At 64.7% G+C, this 18,878-nt stretch carries 18 protein-coding genes and 1 pseudogene; 9 read left to right on the top strand and 10 right to left on the bottom strand.

The annotated features are described in order from the left end of the window. Positions 1–201: 201 nt before the first annotated feature. From AB0J47_RS28100 to AB0J47_RS28075, 6 genes are all read right to left on the bottom strand, one after another. Positions 202–1,212: an alpha/beta hydrolase family protein gene (locus AB0J47_RS28100; protein ID WP_364352293.1), complete on the bottom strand. Its 1,011-nt coding sequence runs from the start codon at positions 1,210–1,212 to the stop codon at positions 202–204. Between the two features lie 245 nt (positions 1,213–1,457). Further along, positions 1,458–3,275: a PatA/PatG family cyanobactin maturation protease gene (locus tag AB0J47_RS28095; RefSeq protein WP_364352290.1), complete on the bottom strand. Its 1,818-nt coding sequence runs from the start codon at positions 3,273–3,275 to the stop codon at positions 1,458–1,460. Continuing rightward, positions 3,268–3,477: a cyanobactin biosynthesis system PatB/AcyB/McaB family protein gene (locus AB0J47_RS28090; protein WP_364352287.1), complete on the bottom strand. Its 210-nt coding sequence runs from the start codon at positions 3,475–3,477 to the stop codon at positions 3,268–3,270. The genes AB0J47_RS28095 and AB0J47_RS28090 overlap by 8 nt, the downstream gene beginning before the upstream one ends. Before the next feature lie 13 nt (positions 3,478–3,490). Beyond that, entirely contained in the window at positions 3,491–5,395 is a 1,905-nt protein-coding gene (locus AB0J47_RS28085) for a PatA/PatG family cyanobactin maturation protease (protein WP_364352284.1), read from the bottom strand. 457 nt (positions 5,396–5,852) lie between these two features. After that, the gene (locus AB0J47_RS28080; RefSeq protein ID WP_364352278.1) at positions 5,853–6,110 is read right to left on the bottom strand and encodes a cyanobactin biosynthesis PatC/TenC/TruC family protein; all 258 of its coding nucleotides are present in this window, start codon (positions 6,108–6,110) and stop codon (positions 5,853–5,855) included. A gap of 207 nt (positions 6,111–6,317) precedes the next feature. Next, complete coding sequence (locus AB0J47_RS28075) at positions 6,318–6,452, bottom strand: DUF397 domain-containing protein (RefSeq protein WP_364352518.1); 135 nt, start codon at positions 6,450–6,452, stop codon at positions 6,318–6,320. On the opposite strand from AB0J47_RS28075, the gene AB0J47_RS28070 reads away from it, so the two are divergent. Beyond that, positions 6,403–6,828, top strand: coding sequence for a hypothetical protein (locus AB0J47_RS28070; protein WP_364352527.1), 426 nt, complete (start codon positions 6,403–6,405; stop codon positions 6,826–6,828). The genes AB0J47_RS28075 and AB0J47_RS28070 overlap by 50 nt on opposite strands. Before the next feature lie 19 nt (positions 6,829–6,847). After that, the gene (locus AB0J47_RS28065; protein WP_364352275.1) at positions 6,848–7,105 is read left to right on the top strand and encodes a hypothetical protein; all 258 of its coding nucleotides are present in this window, start codon (positions 6,848–6,850) and stop codon (positions 7,103–7,105) included. Between the two features lie 28 nt (positions 7,106–7,133). Here the strand turns inward: AB0J47_RS28065 and AB0J47_RS28060 are convergent, their stop codons facing one another. After that, positions 7,134–7,520 (bottom strand): hypothetical protein, encoded by a 387-nt coding sequence (locus AB0J47_RS28060; RefSeq protein WP_364352272.1) that lies wholly within the window; start codon positions 7,518–7,520, stop codon positions 7,134–7,136. Positions 7,521–7,532: 12 nt separating this feature from the next. Beyond that, the gene (locus AB0J47_RS28055) at positions 7,533–8,045 is read right to left on the bottom strand and encodes a DUF3558 domain-containing protein (RefSeq protein ID WP_364352515.1); all 513 of its coding nucleotides are present in this window, start codon (positions 8,043–8,045) and stop codon (positions 7,533–7,535) included. A gap of 467 nt (positions 8,046–8,512) precedes the next feature. On the opposite strand from AB0J47_RS28055, the gene AB0J47_RS28050 reads away from it, so the two are divergent. The 7 genes and pseudogenes from AB0J47_RS28050 (at position 8,513) to ppc (ending at position 17,558) form a co-directional block, all read left to right on the top strand. Next, positions 8,513–12,055: a nitrate- and nitrite sensing domain-containing protein gene (locus tag AB0J47_RS28050; protein WP_364352269.1), complete on the top strand. Its 3,543-nt coding sequence runs from the start codon at positions 8,513–8,515 to the stop codon at positions 12,053–12,055. A 41-nt stretch (positions 12,056–12,096) separates the two neighbouring features. Further along, on the top strand, positions 12,097–12,480 hold the full coding sequence (locus AB0J47_RS28045) for a roadblock/LC7 domain-containing protein (RefSeq protein WP_364352512.1): 384 nt from the start codon (positions 12,097–12,099) through the stop codon (positions 12,478–12,480). Between the two features lie 35 nt (positions 12,481–12,515). Beyond that, positions 12,516–12,914 (top strand): DUF742 domain-containing protein, encoded by a 399-nt coding sequence (locus AB0J47_RS28040; RefSeq protein WP_364352509.1) that lies wholly within the window; start codon positions 12,516–12,518, stop codon positions 12,912–12,914. Positions 12,915–12,942: 28 nt separating this feature from the next. Continuing rightward, a complete protein-coding gene (locus AB0J47_RS28035) occupies positions 12,943–13,518 on the top strand; it encodes an ATP/GTP-binding protein (RefSeq protein ID WP_364352266.1) in 576 nt (191 codons plus the stop codon). A gap of 61 nt (positions 13,519–13,579) precedes the next feature. Then, positions 13,580–13,812: pseudogene (locus AB0J47_RS28030) on the top strand (sugar O-acetyltransferase); the annotation flags it as partial. 388 nt (positions 13,813–14,200) lie between these two features. Beyond that, complete coding sequence (locus AB0J47_RS28025; RefSeq protein ID WP_364352263.1) at positions 14,201–14,620, top strand: VOC family protein; 420 nt, start codon at positions 14,201–14,203, stop codon at positions 14,618–14,620. A 172-nt stretch (positions 14,621–14,792) separates the two neighbouring features. Then, a complete protein-coding gene (gene ppc, locus AB0J47_RS28020; protein WP_364352506.1) occupies positions 14,793–17,558 on the top strand; it encodes a phosphoenolpyruvate carboxylase in 2,766 nt (921 codons plus the stop codon). A 119-nt stretch (positions 17,559–17,677) separates the two neighbouring features. Here ppc and AB0J47_RS28015 read toward each other — a convergent pair whose 3' ends face one another. Both AB0J47_RS28015 and AB0J47_RS28010 read right to left on the bottom strand, forming a co-directional pair. Continuing rightward, positions 17,678–18,079 carry a RidA family protein gene (locus AB0J47_RS28015; RefSeq protein ID WP_364352260.1) on the bottom strand — a complete coding sequence of 134 codons (402 nt, stop codon included), beginning with the start codon at positions 18,077–18,079 and terminating at the stop codon, positions 17,678–17,680. Beyond that, positions 18,076–18,846 (bottom strand): IclR family transcriptional regulator, encoded by a 771-nt coding sequence (locus AB0J47_RS28010; protein ID WP_364352257.1) that lies wholly within the window; start codon positions 18,844–18,846, stop codon positions 18,076–18,078. The genes AB0J47_RS28015 and AB0J47_RS28010 overlap by 4 nt, the downstream gene beginning before the upstream one ends. Positions 18,847–18,878 lie beyond the last annotated feature (32 nt).

Below are 18,878 nucleotides of genomic sequence, written 5' to 3'. Positions count from 1 at the left end.
GTCGGGCCGAGACGGGCCCCCTCAGCGTCGATGTCGATCTCCGCGAGCCCGCAACCCGCGGTGGTCCAAGGACCACGGCATTGGTAACCCACGAGAGAAGTCCGGACTTGTTCAGTCTGGTCTTCGGATTGGCCGTATAGGCCTAGTGCAGATAAGCATCGCCGACAGTGCACCGCTGGGGCGCGCGGCGGGCGCTGGCCCTTATACGCCGAGGCCTGCCTTCAGGGACGGCCAGGCTTTGGGCAGGGCGGTCTTCCAATACGGCCATGAGTGGACGCCGACGGCGGCGTAGTCGATGGAGAGGTCGGCGCCGAAGAGTTTCATGGCGGGCGTGAGAGCGAGGGTGCAGTCGTGCGATACCTGTTCGATCTCGTTCGCCCGGAGCGGGTCGTTGGGCCACGACCAGCGATCGTCGAACGGGGCATCGTCGGGGCCGGGCACGCCGGTGCCCATGTACAGGTGGACCGGTTTGCCGCGCAGCGTGTCGAGGTGTTTGCTCGGATCGTGCGCCGCCCACTCCGGGTTGCCCGCAGAACCCCACATGTTGTCCGGGTTGCCGCCCTTCGATTCGACCACGGGGCGCACCGAGAGCTGGCCGACACCGTCGGTGGAGTAGCAACCGCTGAAGGCTGCCAGGGCTCGGAACATGTCGGGGTGGCGCACGGCGAGAATGGCCGCCGCTCCCGCTCCCATCGAAAGTCCGCCGACGGCGTAGACCCCGTTGCCTTTCAGTTCACGGTCGATCAGCGGCGGCAGTTCCGAGGTAAGGAAGGTCTCCCACTTCTGGTGTCCGATTTTGGGATCGTCCTGCAACCAGTCGGTGTAGTAGGTTCCGCCGCCGCCTACCGGCATCACCACATTTACCGGTTTGTCGGCGAAGAACTCCTTGGCGCCGCCGCGCAGCGTCCAGGTGCTCGCCGGCTGAGATTCCGACGCACCGTTTCCGTCCAGCAGCAGCAAAGTCGGCCGGGATGCCGACTGGTTCGCGGGCACCAGCACGTCCAGGTGAATGGTCCGCTTCATCGCGGGGGAGCGGACGTACATCTGCCACTGTTGCGGGGAGCTGCGCTCGATTCGCTCGACGACGGCTTCCGCATTCGCCTGCGGAGCAACGACGATCAGCGGTGCGACCGCGAGCGTCACGGCCGCGGCGACAGACGCTATCCGCCGGTACCCCAGCCGTTCTCGCAATACCGACACGCGCAAACCCATATGCAACCCTCATCGACGGTTGGCCCCCTTCGGAGGCCGTGAATTTTTCGCTTCGACAATGTCATGAAACGTCATGTAACCGGCGTCATCGGATTCCCACCGTTGGTGAGCAATCAGCCGGCTACGTAAATGGGCTTGTGCTGCAACCAGATTCGTCTGTTGTCGACGCCTGCTGACGGTGCAGCCTCGGTTCGTTGTGTCGAACCGAGGCTGCTGAACCGTATTTCAGAGGTGGCCGCGGTCGGCTACGATCCGGTCGTCGAGGAGGGGCTGATGCGTGGTGGTTTCGGTTCGGGCCAGGCGCGCACGTCTCCCACGGTGACGGGAAGAGTGTCGGACACGTCGATAGTGAACCGGAATACTTTTCGTGCGCGTAGGCCGTTTTCCGGGTCGAAGAATCGTAGTCGGACATCCCAGCAGTCGCTGTTCATCCGGCAGAACGGGCTCTTCTCTACACCGATGGCGTCCAGTGACATCTCGGCGGCGAGTGCATCGGCGATAGTGTGGACAGATTGGAAAACATTGGTGGCGGCGAAATTCAATGCGCGGTCGCGTGAGGCAGTGCCGAGATTGCGCAGATCGTAATACACCCGAGTAAGAAATTCACGTAGATTGCGATGGACTTCGTTCTCGGTGACGTTGTTTCTCCGCGTGGCCACGATGCCGACGGCGGCATCGAGAAGAGTGTTGATCTTCCAGCCGTACATACCCCGAGTCTGTTCGATCTCGAGCACCGGAATCGCCTGTCCGGAGAACAGCCGTACTGTGCGGTCGGTGAGCCTGCCGGGGACGGAGATGCGTTCGATGTGGTCGGTATCGTTCTCGGCGAGGACTTCTCCCGCCATCAGCCGGGTCAGCGTCTGATAGACCTCAGCGGCGAATGGCCCGGTGGGCTCGACGGCGTAGATCGGTGTGAGTTCGAGATTCACGGTCCAGATCAGTGAGCGGGCCTCGGTGGGATATGCGGCGAGATGGTCGACCATCTGTCGAGAGTCGTACGGGTCGGCGGGAACGGCGACACCGTCGAGCCGCACCGGCGCCATGAGCTGCTTGAACGTATCCCGGCGGGCTTCGGTGCCGAAGTCGTAGCCCAGCGTGCCCAGCGCATACACCGGCCCCGGCGTGCGTGACGCCACGGCCGAAACCACTGCACCCGATCCTGCGGAGTCGTGCACGATCCGCGTCGCACCGGGCACGTTCAGTTTGCCGGCCAGGCAGCGGGCCGGTTGGTCGTCCGTGTCGGCATCCGCACACGGCAGCGCCGAATCCAGCAACGCCTGACGGATTGCGAGCGGGTCGATTCGATCGTCGCGGGCCAGTTGCAGACTGGCCAGTAACGCGGCTACTCCGGCGACTATCGGCGCGGAGCAGCTGGTGCCCTTGTGTCGCTTGACGCCGCTGTCGTCATCGATGCTGGCACCGGGCATGTTGCCGCCCGGGGCAATGATGGCGTTCGGCAGGTACTGCGGCCCCCAGTTGGTGAAACCGTAGACCTTTCCGTCGTCGTCGTGGGCTCCGACCGCGAGGACGGTAGGCAGACTCGCCAGAGAGCAGCTGTGGTTTCCACTGTCGTTTCCCACAGCGGCGATGACCAGCACGCCGTGCTGTTCGGCGTGTTCCACTGCGGCGCGCAGCAAACCGTCGACATCACCGGAACGACTGGGCAGACATAGTTCCAGGACGATGATGTTCGCGCCCGCACCAACGGCGGCCTCGATCGCTCTCGCAGCGTTGACCGGATCGACGGCGTGGGCTTCATCGGAGAGCGCGGGGACGATGATGCAGGTACATTGCGGCGCCAAACCAGGTGCGGGGCTTGCGTGTTGGCCGACCAGCACGCTTGCGACCCAGGTGCCGTGTTCCGCCCCTGCCCGGCCTTCTTCGGTGGAGTCGTCGCCGCGGTCGTGCCAAGAATCGGCTACCTCGACGATGGCGGCGCCGTCGAAACACGGGTGCGACAACTCGATCGGTCCGCCGTCGACCAAGGCGACCCGCACGCGCGGATCGCCCGTGGTCAACGCCCACAACTGCGGAATTCCCGCTATGTCGGCCAGGTCAGGCACCGCATCCTCCGTGACTGGACTGTTGTGCTCGCGAGTACGACGGCCACGCCCAATACTGCGGGTCGCTGAAGTTGGCGCCGTGCATGAGCTGGATGCGGATGGAAATCAGCTGCTGCGCTGTGCCGTGCACGACATCGACCGTGCGGTGCGGCTGCACGAGATCCGGCCGCGGGACCGGTGGTGCTTGTGGCGGCAATCTCATGGTGGACTCCTAGCTAGCTGCCGGATTCGGACCATGCGCGCATGTCACCCTGGGTGACCGGCATGAGATCGGATACGTCGATGGTGAATCGGAACACCTTGCGGGCGCGCCGCGAGTTCTCCGGGTCGAAGAACCGCAACTTGACATCCCACGAGTCGGAGTCCATCCGGCTGTAGGGGCTTTTCTGCACATCGATGTCGTCGAGCGCCATCCCGACGGCGATGGCGTCGGCAAAGGTGTGCGCGGCCTGGAACGCGTTGGTGGCGGCGAAGTTCAGCGCCCGATCCCGCGATGTCGAACCGAGGTTGCGCAAGTCGTAGTACACCCGGGTCAAGAACTCCCGCAGCGAACCACGCACCGCGTCCTCCTGTGCTTCGCCGGAAGCGTTGTTCGCTGCGGTGAGCGCCGCATCGATCAGCGCGTTGACCCGCCACCCATACAATCCGCGGACCTGTTCCACCGAGACCACCGGCACCACTTGGCCGGAGAACAGCTTCACGTTGCGATCGGTCAATCTGCCCGGTATCGAAACGCGTTCGATGTAGTCGGCGTCTGCCTCGGCGGCGACTTCACCGGCAAGCAGCGTGGTCAACACGCCGTACACCTCGGATCCATACGCCCCCAGTGGTTCCAGCGCGTAGATGGGGGTCAGCTCGAGGTTCAACGTCCAGATCAGCGACCGCGCCTCGGACGGATGCGCGAGCAGATGATCCACCATCTGCCGCGAGTCGTACGGGTTCGCCGGAACCGTACTGCCATCGATGGTGACCGGCGCCATCAACTGTTTGAACGAGTCCCTGCGCGCCTCGGTGCCGAAGTCGTATCCCAGCGTCCCCAACGCATACACCAGCGGCGTCCACGTCACCTTCACCGACTCGGCCGACTGGGTTACCGCTAGCGCGGGCGCTACGTCCATCGTGGTCGGGTCCGGCTGCGCCGCGACAACTGGGGCATCCGAGGTCTGCGTACCGCGCACCGGCGCCGTATAGCCGGCGACATGGGTCGTCGCGCACGACAGGACCGCATTCGCCTCGGCGTCCGCATGTGTCGAGATGTTCTCCTGCATGGCCATGGCTCTCCCTATGTTCAACTTTCCCGACAAATACCGGCGACACATCTGCTCGGCCCCCACGCATGGGTCCGCGGTGGCCAGCAACAACGTTCGAACGGCGTGCGGGTCCGGCCTTTCGCCTCGCCGCAGTTGCAGGCTCAACAGCAACGCCGCCACACCCGACACGATCGGTGTCGCCATACTCGTGCCGGTCGCTCGTGCGGCGCCACCACCGGGCACCGCACCCAATATCTCCACACCCGGCGCCAGGATCCCGTGCTCGGCGTACTCCACGCCGAAGTTGCTCGACTCCAATGCCATACCGTCGCCGTCGAGTCCGCCGACCGCGATGACGGACCCGAGAGCCGCAGGAACATGCGCGCACTGACACCCGTCGTTTCCCGCAGCCGCGACCAGCAATACGTTCCGCTCCGTGCACAACTCCACCGCGCGCCGCAGGAGGTCCTCCGCCTCCCCGGACGCCGAGAACTGACCACCGCTGAGATTGATCACATGCGCCCCGGCGTCCACCGCTGCTTCGATGCCACGCGCCAAATCCAGCTGCGATGTCGACTTGCCGTCCGAGAACACCGGCACGACCAGCCCGCAACATCCCGGAGCCACCCCGGGCACGGGTCCGTCGTGACGACCGAACAGGACACTCGCCACATGTGTGCCGTGCCGAGTCTTCTCCCCGTCGAATCCCGCACGCGGCCACGGCCCTGACAAGCGAGCCATCGACGCACCTGTGAACGCAGGATGATCCAGATCCGCATCGCCGTCCACAACGGCGACACAAATCTCCTCGGCCCCTGCGGTTTCCTTCCACAACTCTCCCAGGCCCGCGATCTCCGCCAATTCCACCATTCTCGAAATCCCCTGTCCGGAAGCCGACTAGCGCCGCGAATTCACCGAGCGCGACGCCGCCCGCCCCACACCATTCCCGGACCGGACGGCGCCGCCGTTTCCGGCGCTAAATCACTCCGCGTCGTCTGCGAAGAGGTGGTACCAAACTCCATCAACCCACGACTGCTCTACCGCGGTGTCATCACCACGGACGGCGCGGATCGGTTCCCGTTCGACGGGTTCCGACAGTTGCGGAAGAAACTGCGACATAACACATCTCCTTCTACTCGGAAACACTCTTTCACTCACTCGCCACCATCAGCGATGACGAGAGTCATGTGCCTATCGCCGAGAGCATGTTTGAAATGCCCGCAGGAACATCGCAGTCGGGCATGTGCGCTTCTACTCGTTATTGCGCGCGTCGTTATTGCGCGCGTACGAGGCGTATGTGATTCGAGTCGGCGATTCCGCTACTTACTCAGGCCCATACTCGCCCGCGGCGGTACGTGCTCGGATCATTCTCGGCCTCGGCGCCGGACATGAACATGCTCACCCAGATCGCGTAATCGGATAAGCCCGTCTGCAATGGGTGGGGAGTGGTGATCGCGGTGAACGCGTCCCCCGCTCCTGACTGCGAACTCCCTCGGCTGCCATGAGGCGAGTCTGTCGAGGTCCGCTTGGCGGCGGACTTGCGGGCCCGGGTGGATATTCTGGCGCGTCGAACCTTCTCCGGCATGTGCAAACACCTCCGTGGTCCAGCCTGTTCATAGGCTCTGTAGTCCAGAGTGATCACCAGGTCCCGCATTTCGAGTTTAGGTCGTTCGTTGCTCGCAGACGGCAGAATCGACGAACTCGTCGTCTCGAACTACACTCACTGCCAATGGATTACACGTGATCCCTGCGACGCGGCCTCATCCTGGTGAGCGCCCCGGCAGTTGAACCGTCAAGTTAGGGAGTGGCTTCGGGTTTGCTGAGAGGGGCAGTTGAACTCGCCGTTCTGGATGCCAGCGGTGAAGGCGTCCCACTCGGTGGGTGTGAAGACGAGTGCTTGGCCGGTCGGGTTTTTCGAGTCGCGCACCCCGACCTTGCCCCCATCCCTGCGCAATCTCCACACATGTGTCGTTGCCGGCGCTGCGGCTACTCTGGTATGCGGCCGTGCCGATGTGTCACTGGCGCATGAGCTGATGCGACAGCATCGGGTCTGCCGGGTCGATCTGTGCATCTGGAAATCGGCGGCGTACTACACACTGGTGGCCGCAGGTCATCTCGCGCCGCAGACGCTGACGCCGCGCGAGCGAGCCGCGGCCCGAAATGCCGCCTTCCCGCCGCTGGACGCGCAACCATCGGTGTGTGGCGCCCCGCCGCTACGGACGCTGCGGGAGGTACTGGAAAGGTTGTCGGAGCTGGCGCTGCCGGTGCCCGGCGCGAATGGCACAGCAGACCAGAGGAATTGACTCGCTACGGGGGCCGAATATGTGTGAGCGTCGTGCCGAGGTCGACGGGTGGGCGGCCATCTGGAAGATCGACCACTGGAGTATCCGAATTATGCTCGTGCGCAGCCTTATCGATAGCGCGCGTCCATTGCTGAACGTCGATGTGGAGGCGGCTGCGCCCGACCTGGCCGATATGCGTGAGAAATACCCGAACCTGTCCCGGTTGTGGAATGCGGTGCGGCACGGGTACTGGGCGGAAGTGATTACGCCTCAGGAACATTCGGAGGGGACTATTTGATCGACTGAACGAGCGGTGGCGCTATGGCTTATCCGCCCATCGATTCGGTACTGGTGTTGAAGTACGCGGAGTTGGTAACGTCTTGGCCGGTAATACGTTTGATTGATAGGGCCATTATCTCGCCCATGTCTTTGACTACTTCGATGTGTTCACGAATGATGGCGTCGATAGAGTTGGCTTCGCCGGTCGCTTGGCCTTTGAACATCTTGACCAGATCATCGGCCATGTGGAAATCGCCGAAGCCGGAAACGTTTTGCGCCTGCCGAGTGTACCGTGCCATATCCTGGAGGTCCTGCATTCGCTGATCGCACGCCGTGAGGCATTGCCGCGCTGCCTCTTCGCTGTCCAGATACAACTCACCGCTACGTGCTTGTTCTGCGAACCGCTGCCATTGTGCTAATTCGGACTGACTCATGAGAACCCCCTGTCATTTCGGCAGAACTGGAACGATCGACGCACCGATGCGAGTCAGAAGTGTGCAAGGGTCGTCGAGGTTGTCCACGCCCGCATAGTTCAACAGTCCCAGTTGCAGGACGCCCTGAGACGCGGGGAACACCACATCGCAGCCCAGATCCTTGGAAGCGCCGTCGACTCGGAACTGTCGACCCTGACGGCCACCGATCACAACATCCTGGAAATCGACGTTTCCAGCTTTGTGCTCGAACTCGTCGACGGTTCGTCCCGTTGAGTAGACAGTGAGCGAGTACGTTCGTCCGTTCCAGGCACAGATTTCCCACCCCGACTGGTGGACCCCAGCGATGCCGCTCTCTTTGGTCGCAGGCTTGAGCCCCGCCGCCACCACCGTGTCATCTGGGATCTGCGTGCACGGATCGAACAGCTTGACCGATGCCGCAATCGTCTCACTGCTGGCGCTCGGATTACCGCTCGTCGAACTCCCGCACGCGACCAGCCCCGGCAGCGCGGCCGCCGCGAGCAGCATCAATTTCAATCGGTGCGCCATCCCCACCCTCTCGACCTGCGACTATCCGGAGATCTTGACCATATCAAACGGTATCCCCGGCATTGGTGGGTGCAAGGTAGGCGTGCTCTGAGGATTCAGTGCAGAATCACGCACACCGAAACCTCGGCGAACCCGATTGCGACGGGCGTCACGTCACACCGTCCAGCGGCCCGCTGTGAGCGGATCGATACCGCGGAAACGCTGGATTACCAGCGTGTATACAAATGCTTCCGATGTCCGTTTTGTCCGGCTTTCGCGTTGACACTTGCCATATCCCCGGAGCAGGCTGCTGCGTGACTTTCCGTGCGCTAGGGGTGTAGCGATCACGGCTTGGCCGTCGGAGGAGCAGGGTGGTGCGTTTACGTCAAAGGTCGGAAAAATCCGGTGGCACACCGGATATGACTGCCGATCCCGGAAGTGAACGCAAGGTTGCCGGGAACAGAATAGTGCGACCGCGCACGATTCGGGGGCAATTGGCCCGAATCCTCGTCGTCTCATTGGTTTTGGTGCTGGGGCTGCTCGGCGTGACGGTCGCCCGGGAGGTCAAGGCGTTCCGCGAGAGCGGTGACACTGTGCACGCGGTCTCGCTTGCGCTGGCCGTACAGGATCTGGTGCAGCAGGCGCAGCGCGAACGCGGACTCAGCAATGGCCTGCTCGGCGGCGATATTCGCCTGGTTCAGACCGTGGCCGATCAGCGGGCCGACACCGATCGGGCCATGCGCGCACTCGAGGAGGCGGCCGCCGGGAATACGCCCGGCGCGACTCAGGTGCGTTCGGCACTCGGACAATTCGACGCGCTCGATGCGACCCGTGCGCAGGTCGACGCCCGCCGCACCAGCAGGCAGGCCGCCTTCCAGTTCTATACCGACGGCATCTCCGCGCTGAATCGCCTGACACTCGGGCTCGATCAGGCGCGCGACGCCGAGGTTCGACACGGCCTACAGGCTCTGTACGCGCTCGGGGAGGCCAAGGAGCAGACGGCCAAGGAGCGCGGATTCCTCAATGGCGTCTTCGCCGCCGATGAGTTCCGCAATGGCGAGTATGTCGAGTTCCTCGATATCCGCGCCGCCAAGATGGCCGGACTGACCGCCTTCGCGCGCGACGCGACCGCAGCACAACAGGCCCAACTCGATACGGCCCTACGTAGCGAAAATGCCGTCAAGGCAGGCGAATCGGAGCGAATCGCGATCGCGTCGAGCGCCGGTCCGCTGGTGCGTTCGGTGGATTCGAGCACCTGGTGGGCGCAGATGACGGCGGTCATCGACGAGCAGCGCACGGTGCAGCAAGGGGTCGGTGACGATGTGCAGCGGCGCGCGCAGGCGCTGCGCAGGGATGCGTTCCTGACGCTCGGCGGCTTCCTGCTCGCGGCACTGATCGCCATTGCCGCCGAGGTGGTGCTGGTCTTCGCCAGTGTGCGCGCCATCGTGCGTCCGCTCGCCGAGCTGGCGGCAGCGGCCGATGATGTCGCCAATCACCGACTGCCCGAGGTGATCGCGGCCTGGCAGGCATCCGATGACACCCATCCGGATCCGCCGGCGCCGGTGCGCACACCGCGCGGCGCGAGTGCCGAAATCGCCGCCGTGGCAGGGGCATTGGACGGCGTGCAGACCACCGCCTTCGAATTGGCTTCGCAGCAGGCGCTGGTCCGCCGGAATACCACCGAATCGATGGCGAATCTGGCGCGGCGCAACCAGAATCTGGTTCGCCGCCAGCTCGGCCTGATCAGTGAATTCGAACGCGAGGAACTCGATCCCAAGGCGCTGTCCAATCTGTTCGAGCTCGATCACCTCGCCACCCGCATGCGGCGCAATGCCGAAAGTCTGCTGGTGCTGGTCGGTTCGGCGAGTCCGCGGCGTTGGGCCGAACCGATCGCGCTCACCGATGTGATCCGGGCCGGATTGTCGGAGGTCGACGACTATCGCCGGGTGGTGCTGCGGCGGGTCGACGATATCGCGATCACCGGCGCGGTGGTCAGCGATCTCGCGCACATGCTGGCCGAGCTGATCGAGAACGGATTGGCCTTCTCCCCACCGGATATGGAAGTGGAGATCTACGGACGCAAGCTGCCGACCGGATATCTGCTCGCCGTGGTGGACCACGGTGTCGGGATGCCGGTGGATCAGTTGGCGGAGGCGAATGCCCGGCTGCGCGGCGAGACCGATTTCATTGTCGCGTCGACGCGGTATCTGGGGCACTACGTGGTCGGTCGGTTGGCGCGACGGCTCGGGATCGATGTCGAGTTGAATGTGTCGCCGGTGAGCGGAATCGTCGCGCGCCTGCTGTTGCCCGCGGGAATTATTGCGGGAGAAAAGGATCGGCGTGCGCCAGCCGCTGGACAACGGGGCGAGGCGGCTGCGGGGCCTGCGGGTGGGGTGCCGGGAGCGCGCGGCCATACCGGTTCGGCGGTGGCGGGGTTTGTCGGTTCCTCCGTGGTCTCCCGAGCAGGGGAGGACGATCGACGGGCACCTGCGGGCGGGGAGCAGGGCGAGGCGGCTGCGGGGCCTGCCGGTGGGGTGCCGGGTGTGCAAAGGCATACAGAGTCGGCAGCGGAGTTTGTCGGTGCCTCGGGGGGATCCCTTGCGGGTGAACCTATTTCGGCGATAAGGCCGCTCGGCAGGCCAAGGCACGGTGCTCCGGTCAACGGTGCTCGGGTCGACGGTGCTCAGATTGACAGTGCCTGGGTCAATAGTGCATGGGTCGACCGTGCCGGGGTTAATGGTGCATGGGTCGATGGTGCGGGGGCTAACGGTTCTCGGGTCGACGGTGCCGGGAGTGACAAGGCTCGGGTCGACGGTGCCGGGAGTGACAAGGCTCGGGTCGACGGTGCTGGGAGGGACAAGGCTCGGGTCGACGGTGCCGAGGGTGACGGTGCTCGGGTCGAACGTGCCGGGGTTAATGGTGCATCGGTCGATGGTGCGGGGGCTAACGGTTCTCAGGTCGACGGTGCCGAGGGGGACGGTGCTTGGCTCGACGGTGCCAGGGGTAACGGTGCTCGGGTCGACGGTGCCGGGGGTGACGGTGCTCGGGTCGACGGTGCCAGGGCTAACGGTTCTCAGGTTGACGGTGCCTCGTTACCTGGCGGGCCGACGCATGATGTGCAAATGACCGGCGGGTCCGACCTCGACGGCGTCGAACCTCGGCGAGCGAGGTCCGGTGGACCCGCGCATTCCCGACCGGGATTCGCATCGCCGACATCGACACCCGCGCTGTTCGCCCACTTCCATTCCACGCCGGGCGATTCCGGCGACCGTGTCGGATTCACCGGCGCCGACGTCGAGGGAGCCGTACCGAGGGGCGATCGGGCTGCCTCCGAGGGCATCTCGAGGGGCGATTGGGCGGCGTCTGAGGGCGTCTCGAGGGGCGATCAAGCGGCTTCTGGGGGCCCCCGGTCCGGCGATTGGGCTGCGGCCGGTGTTATCCCGACGGGTGACACTGCAGTGGCGGGGAGCAACGGATCGCTGACGGGTCTGCCAAGGGTGGATGGCACTGGGAGCGACGATGCCAACGGTTCCCAGACAGGCTTGCCCGTCAACGGATCGGGGACTGATCGTTCTGCCAACGCCGTACCCACGCCCGATCGCCAAACCGATGCCGTACCTACGACCGAACGGCCGCGACCCGCCGTCCACTCGTCAACGAGCCATTTATTGTGGCAGATACCCGAAACCGCAACAGCGGCAACGGAATCTGATGCTACACCCGCGGCTGTGCCGCGAACCAAGAACGGATTGGTCAAGCGCAACAAGCGAGCACGCTCAACCACCAACGGAAGCGGCAGGGCACCAACGGCTCTCACCCCGGCCCCGCCCAGCGCTCCGGTCGTGGAACGCTCACCGGCCGAAATCCGCAGCATGCTCGCCTCGTTCCGTGCCGGACACGAGCGCGGCACTCCCACCTCGCCGCGAATGGAGGCGTCCGAAAACATCCCGCGCGCCACGGATTTGGCGCAAACCTCGGCTTTACCCACGACCGCAGAGGAGCTTCGGTGACTACCCATATTCAGACGGCGGACCCGCACACCTTCAATTGGATGCTGGCCAACTTCGTCCGCAATACCGACGGTGTCCGCGATACCGTCGCCGTCTCCTCCGACGGTCTGCTCATCGCCATGTCCGAGGGTCTGGACCGCATCGGCGCGGATCGACTGGCCGCGATGGTCTCCGGACTGTCTAGCTTGGCCCGAAGTGCTTCGCGCAGTTACGCATTCGATGGTCTGAAGCTGATCATGATCGAGATGAAGCGCGGTTTTCTGCTGGTCTCGGCACTCGGTGACGGCAGTTGCCTCGGCGTAATCGCCGACGGCGGTTGCGATGTGGGTCTGGTCGGGTACGAGATGGCCGTGCTGGCCGAACGCGCCGGTGCGCTGCTCGACCCCGCGCTCATTTCGGAATTGCGCGAGTCGTTGCGCAGATGAGGGATCCATACCGGCCGCGGTTGCCGGACCCGCGGATGATCCCGGTGAACCAATCCTTCGGTTGGCACGGCGCCAATCGGCCGCCGAAGGGTAGTCCGGATGTGCAGGCCCCTGATGACCGTTTCGTGCGCCCCTTTGTCGTTACCGCGGGCCGCACCACTCCGTTGATCGACGGGCTGCGCATCGAAACGCTGGTGCTGGCAACGCCTGCCGCACTGTCGGCGCCGCTGCATTTCGAACAGCGCACTGTTGTTCGGCTGTGCCAGCAGCCGCATTCCATTGCCGAAATCGGGACGGCGCTGCACGTTCCGGTGGGCGTCGCGAAGGTGATCGTCAGCGATCTCGCGGCCGCCGGGCATGTTTCGGTCCGGGACGCCCCCGAACTTTCCACCGCAGCCATCGAGAGGATCAGGGACCTTGTACGGGCACTCTGAATATCGGACAGCACAGGTCGAGCGGCCCATGCCCGCCTCGGTCAAAATTGTGATCAGCGGCGGATTCGGTGTCGGCAAAACAACATTCATCAGCGCGATCTCCGAAATCGAACCCCTGGTGACGGAGGCGGCGATGACCGAGGTCGCCATCGGTGTCGACGATCCGGGGCGACGCGCGGACAAGACCCAGACCACAGTCGCTCTCGATTTCGGCCGCATCACCCTCGACACCTCGCTGGTGCTCTACCTTTTCGGCACTCCGGGTCAGGATCGCTTCGTCTTTCTGTGGGACGACCTGGTCGACGGCGCGCTCGGCGCGGTGATCGTGGTGGATACCGGTCGGATCGAGGACTGCTATCCGGTGCTCGACTACTTCGAAGAACACAACACGCCATTCGTGGTGGTGGTCAACCGTTTCGAACAGGGCGAGCACTTCGAACTCGACGAGGTCCGTGAGGCACTGGAGCTCGACGAGTGCATCCCGATCCTGGAATGCGATGCGCGAGAACGGGCTTCGGTGAAGGAGGTGCTCGTCGCACTGCTCGAACAGGTGCTCGTGCAGCGCCTGTCCGCATCGCGACCGCACGTCCGTGAGGTCGGCTGAATCCGTAGCCTGGCGCTGGTGGATGACGAAGGAGCCGATGCCGGGTGTGGCCTTGTATCGCCTGAACTACGTCGCGATCATGCTGGACTGGGCGCCGATAGTGATCTGCGACGATGTGTCGATCGGGCCGGGGTGTCGGCTGCTTACCACGCTGCATCCGATGGCCGATCAGCGCAGGTAGCGCTGGGAATCAGCAATGACACAGTGGTCGGGGCGGGCAGCGTCGTCACCCGGGATCTGCCGACACGCGTGTTCGCGGCGGGCAATCCGGCGCGGGTGCCGCGCGAGTTGTGAGCGCGCCTGTGGGTGATAGTCGCGTGCCTGCGGGCGGGTCGGTCGGTGATGACTTCGGCTACGCCGCCTAGCTCGGCATGCCGCTGCTCGACCCGACAACGTGATTCGGACTGGCCCCCGACAACCAAGGCCGAGGCCGCTTGGCCGAACCGCTGCGGCCGAGTTGTCTGCACACTTGCTCCTGATCGGCGGCGAGCACATTCACGCAGAATTCGCTTGGCGGGTTCGGTACTGCGGAATCCGGTGCAACCACGAGGGCTGAGCGGTGATATCCAACGAAGCGGCGTGATGGCGGCCGAAGCGGACGAGAATCTTCTCGGGATCACCGATGAATTCGGCACGCGCTCGGCGTCACCCTTTTATACCGCTCGAACCAAGGGAGATAGCAATGAGCAACGGCAAGGATTTCACTCTGACCCACGTCGCGGTGCTGGTCGGCGACCAGGACCAGGCGCTGGAGTTCTACCGCGATGTCATCGGCTTCGAGGTCCGCCAGGATATGCCGTTTCCTGGCGGTCGCTGGCTGACCGTCGGACCGGCGTCGCAGCCCGGTATCGAATTCATTCTGGAGAACCCGGAGATGAATCCGAACGAGTCCGCGCGCGAAGCCGCGAAGGCGCGGTTGGCCAGCGGTGCGCAGGGCACCCTGATCTTCACCACCGAGGCCGTCGACGACACCTTCGCCCGGCTGCGCGAGGCCGGTGTCGATGTGGATCAGGAGCCGATCACCCAGCCCTACGGCGTCCGGGACTGCGGTTTCCGCGATCCGTGGGGCAACCACCTGCGGTTCTCCCAGCTGCTCGGCTGATTCCTCGAACTCGCCGATGCCGACGTCGATCGGCCTCGGCGAGAACCGGCGTGCTCGGCGTCACCGCGAAGGCCTGATCTTGGCGCAGTAGTGTCGAGTCATGAGCGAGCGCATCGAGCGGATCAGCGACACCGCGCCCTCGGGCGTGACAGTGCCGAACGCCGGCGAGCGACTGTCGGAAACGCCGACAGCACCGGAGGCGACCCGGCCGCTGCGGGACGATATCCGGTTCCTCGGCGGCGTGCTCGGCGACACCATCCGCGATCACGAGGGCCCCGAAGTCTTCGACCTGATCGAGCGGGTGCGGATCGAGGCATTCCGGGTGCGGCGCGAGGAGGTCGGGCGCAGCGCGGTGGCGCAGATGCTCGACGGCGTCGATATCGCGGTCGCGTTGCCGCTGATCCGCGCGTTCACCTATTTCGTGCTGTTGGCGAATCTGGCCGAGGATATCCAGCGCGACCGGCGGCGCTCGGCGCATGAGGCGGCGGGGGAGCCACCGCAGGATTCCTCGCTCGCGGCGACCTACCGCAAACTCGACGCGGCGGCGCTGGACGGCGCCGAGGTCGCGGATCTGCTCGCCGATGCGTTGGTATCGCCGGTGATAACCGCACATCCGACCGAAACCCGGCGCCGCACCGTCTTCGATGTGCAGACCCGCATTACCGAATTGATGCGATTGCGGCAGCGCTATACCGAAACCGAGCGGGCACGCGCGGATCTGGAGCTGCGCATCCGTCGCCAGGTGCTCTCGCTGTGGCGCACGGCGCTGATTCGATTGCAGCGCTTGCGGATTCAGGACGAGATCTCGGTCGGTCTGCGCTACTACGACATCACGCTTTTCGACGTAATTCCGGCGATAAACGCGGAAGTTCGGGCGGCGCTGCGATCCCGCTGGCCGGGCGCGGAATTACTGCCGCGCCCGATCCTGCGCCCCGGATCGTGGATCGGCGGCGATCGTGACGGAAATCCTTATGTGACAGCGGATGTCGTGCGTCAGGCGGCAGCACAGGCATCGGCGGTGGCATTCGGACGGTATCTGCACGAGCTGGTGGAGCTGGAGAAGTCGCTGTCGCAATCGGCGCGGCTGGTGTTGGTGACACCGAAGGTGGCCGCACTGGCCGAGGCCGGTTATTCCGATCCCGCGACGCACTCGGATGAGCCGTATCGCCGCGCGCTGCATCGGATTCGGGCGCGCCTGTCGGCATCGGCCGTCGCCGCGCTCGGCGAACTGCCCGCCGACGGGCTGGATATGGGTGCACCGGCCTATCCGACACCACAGGCGGTACTCGACGATCTGGACGCAGTGGACGTCTCGATGCGGGCCAGCGGCGACGGTCTGCTCGCCGATGAACGCTTGGCCGCGCTGCGATATGCCATCGAGACATTCGGATTTCATCTGCAGGGCCTGGATATGCGGCAGAACTCGGAGGTGCACGAACAGGTCGTCACCGAGCTGCTGGCCTGGGCGGGAGTGCATCAGGACTATACGAGTCTCGCCGAGCATGAGCGGGTGGAGCTGCTCGCCGCCGAGTTGCGCACCCGCCGTCCGCTGCTCGGCCCGCATGCGCGGCTCAGCGAACTCGCCGCCAAGGAGATCGACATCGTCCGTGCCGCACGGGACGTCGTGCAGACCTTCGGCGTCGAGGCGGTACCGAACTACATCATCAGCATGTGCACCTCGGTCAGCGACATGCTGGAAGCGGCGCTGCTGCTGAAGGAGGGCGGGCTGCTCGATCCCGGTGAGCCGGACGGGCCGCCGAGCTGTCCGGTGAATGTCGTGCCGCTGTTCGAGACCATCGAGGATCTGGGTGCCGGTGCGGCGACCTTGGCCGCGGTGCTGGATGTCCCCGTGTATCGAGAGCTGGTGGCCGCCAAGGGAATGCGGCAGGAAGTGATGCTCGGATACTCCGATTCCAATAAGGACGGTGGGTATCTGGCCGCCAACTGGGCGCTCTACCGTGCGGAGCTGGATCTGGTCGAGGTCGCGCGCAAGACCGGAATTCGCCTGCGGCTCTTCCACGGTCGCGGTGGCACAGTCGGTCGCGGTGGTGGGCGCAGCTATGATGCGATTCTCGCCCAACCCGTCGGCGCCGTGCAGGGTTCGCTGCGGTTGACCGAGCAGGGTGAGGTGATCGCGGCCAAGTACGCGGAATCCGGTGCGGCGCACCGCAATCTGGAGTCGCTGATCGCGGGCACCCTGGAGTCGACGCTGCTCGATGTGGAGGGGCTGGGTCCCGCTGCCGAGCCGTCGTATGAACTCATGGACGATCTGGCGGCGCGCGCCCGTGCGTCCTATGCACGGCTCGTGCACGAAACACCGGGATTCGTAGAGTATTTCCGGCAGTCCACGCCTGTTGCCGAGGTCGGCGATCTGAATATCGGCAGTCGTCCTGCCTCCCGCAAGCCGACGAATTCGGTGAGCGATCTGCGCGCCATCCCGTGGGTGATGTCGTGGAGTCAGGCCCGCGTCATGCTGCCGGGCTGGTACGGAACCGGTGCCGCGCTCGAGGACTGGGTCGGCGGCGATCCCGACCGCTTGGCGATTCTGTCCGACCTCTATCGCCGCTGGCCGTTCTTCCGGACGGTGCTATCGAATCTGGCCCAGGTCATGGCCAAGAGCGATCTTGATATTGCGGCCAGGTACGCCGAACTAGTCGATGATGTGGCCTTGCGCGAGCACATTTTCGGCATGATCCGGGACGAGCATGCCCGCACCATCCGCATGCACGCGGCGATCACCGGCAATGATCACCTGCTCGCCGACAACCCGTCACTGGCGGAGTCGATCCACAACCGCTTCCCGTATCTGGAGCCGTTGAACCAGATGCAGGTCGAGCTGCTGCGACGACTGCGCGCGGGCGACGACACCGAACTCGTCAAACGCGGCATCCTGCTGACCATGAACGGACTCGCCACCGCACTGCGCAACTCCGGCTAGGTTGCCTCGGTAGCTCCCGCGCGCCTTTTGTCACGCCGCGCGCGAAATCGCGGGGCGAAACCATGCGCGGCGCGCGAATCAGTGCGTGGGACCGTCGGGCGGCGAGACGGTGGCGGCGGTTAGAGGATGGCTAGGGCGTCGATCTCTACCAGCATTTCCTCGCGGGGGAGGCCGGTGAATACTGTTGTGCGGGTTGGTAGTGCGTTGCTGGTGGTGTTGGTGGTGACGAAATCGCCGTAGGCTTCGTTCATGGTGGGGAAGTCCTCGCGCTTGGTCAGGTAGACGCGCAGCATCACCACGTCGTCGAAGGTGGCGCCGCTTGCTTCTACGATCGCCTTGACATTCTGCAGGGTCCGAATGGTCTGGGCGGCAACGTCACCCGGGAACAGGTACTCGTTGGTCGCCGGGTCCACCGGGCCCTGACCCGAGACCTGCACGAAGGGTCCCTTGCGCACGCCCTGGGAAAAGGTGTGCGCGGGTGCGGGCGCATCGGTGGTGTGGACGGCGATCTTCTCACTCATGAGTGGCCTTTCGTTGCGGTGCGGCCGGGAGTCCAGCCGAGTTCGGCAGAGATGGCATCGGCCGCCGCGCGGACCCGCGGCAGCTCCGCCAAAACCTGATCGTGGTCGAGCAGCATGTCCGGCACCGACATCGAGACCGCGGCTACCACCGTCCCGGTGCCATTGCGCACCGGAACGCCGATGCAGTTCACGAAGCTCTCGTGCTCTTCGTGATCTTCCGCATAGCCCTGTGCCGCAACGAGTTCCAGCTCCGTCAGATAGCGCTCCGGAGTGCGGATGGTGCGATCGGTGAACGTGCGGTAGTCGAGGCGCTCGGCGATCACGAGCCATTCGGTGCGCGGCTGTGCGGCGACGAGCACCTTCCCGACCGCCGTGCAGTGCAGTGGCGCAGGTCGGCCGATGCGGGAGTACATTCGCACGCTCTGGATCGCGTCGAATTTGTCGATATAGATGGCATCGCCGGATTCATACGTGGCCAGGTGAATCGTCTGGCCGGTAGCGGAATTCAGCGCGCTCAGATGCGGGCGGGCGAGGGTGCGGACGTCACGCTGTTCCAAGGCGCGGTTGGCGAGTTCGAAAAGCCGGGAGCCGAGAACGTATTGGTGTTGGCTGTCATGGGTGACGAAGCGCTGCGACTCCATGGTCTGCAGCAGCCGCAGCACCGTCGACTTGTGCACGCCGAGTTCACCGGCCAGCTGATCGAGCGAGCGGGCGTCCTCCCCGAGCGAGAGCAGGATGGTCAACGCGCGCAACAAACTCTGACTCATGACTGCGCCTCGCTGGCGCTCTGCTCCGGCAT

Origin of the sequence: Nocardia sp. NPDC049737, assembly GCF_040674755.1 — a bacterium.
Classification (GTDB): Bacteria; Actinomycetota; Actinomycetes; order Mycobacteriales; family Mycobacteriaceae; genus Nocardia.
The sequence above is the reverse complement of the archived record's forward strand: the minus strand, read 5'-3'. Positions and strand labels throughout refer to the sequence as shown.

What these genes read in the sequence shown, in the direction of transcription:
- AB0J47_RS28100 (WP_364352293.1), bottom strand. Translation starts at nt 1,212, where the DNA reads ATGGGTTTGCGCGTGTCGGTATTGCGAGAACGGCTGGGGTACCGGCGG.
- AB0J47_RS28090 (WP_364352287.1), bottom strand. Translation starts at nt 3,477, where the DNA reads ATGAGATTGCCGCCACAAGCACCACCGGTCCCGCGGCCGGATCTCGTG.
- AB0J47_RS28085 (WP_364352284.1), bottom strand. Translation starts at nt 5,395, where the DNA reads ATGGTGGAATTGGCGGAGATCGCGGGCCTGGGAGAGTTGTGGAAGGAA.
- AB0J47_RS28080 (WP_364352278.1), bottom strand. Translation starts at nt 6,110, where the DNA reads ATGCCGGAGAAGGTTCGACGCGCCAGAATATCCACCCGGGCCCGCAAG.
- AB0J47_RS28065 (WP_364352275.1), top strand. Translation starts at nt 6,848, where the DNA reads ATGTGTGAGCGTCGTGCCGAGGTCGACGGGTGGGCGGCCATCTGGAAG.
- AB0J47_RS28060 (WP_364352272.1), bottom strand. Translation starts at nt 7,520, where the DNA reads ATGAGTCAGTCCGAATTAGCACAATGGCAGCGGTTCGCAGAACAAGCA.
- AB0J47_RS28055 (WP_364352515.1), bottom strand. Translation starts at nt 8,045, where the DNA reads ATGCTGCTCGCGGCGGCCGCGCTGCCGGGGCTGGTCGCGTGCGGGAGT.
- AB0J47_RS28045 (WP_364352512.1), top strand. Translation starts at nt 12,097, where the DNA reads ATGCTGGCCAACTTCGTCCGCAATACCGACGGTGTCCGCGATACCGTC.
- AB0J47_RS28040 (WP_364352509.1), top strand. Translation starts at nt 12,516, where the DNA reads ATGATCCCGGTGAACCAATCCTTCGGTTGGCACGGCGCCAATCGGCCG.
- AB0J47_RS28035 (WP_364352266.1), top strand. Translation starts at nt 12,943, where the DNA reads ATGCCCGCCTCGGTCAAAATTGTGATCAGCGGCGGATTCGGTGTCGGC.
- AB0J47_RS28025 (WP_364352263.1), top strand. Translation starts at nt 14,201, where the DNA reads ATGAGCAACGGCAAGGATTTCACTCTGACCCACGTCGCGGTGCTGGTC.
- AB0J47_RS28015 (WP_364352260.1), bottom strand. Translation starts at nt 18,079, where the DNA reads ATGAGTGAGAAGATCGCCGTCCACACCACCGATGCGCCCGCACCCGCG.
- AB0J47_RS28010 (WP_364352257.1), bottom strand. Translation starts at nt 18,846, where the DNA reads ATGAGTCAGAGTTTGTTGCGCGCGTTGACCATCCTGCTCTCGCTCGGG.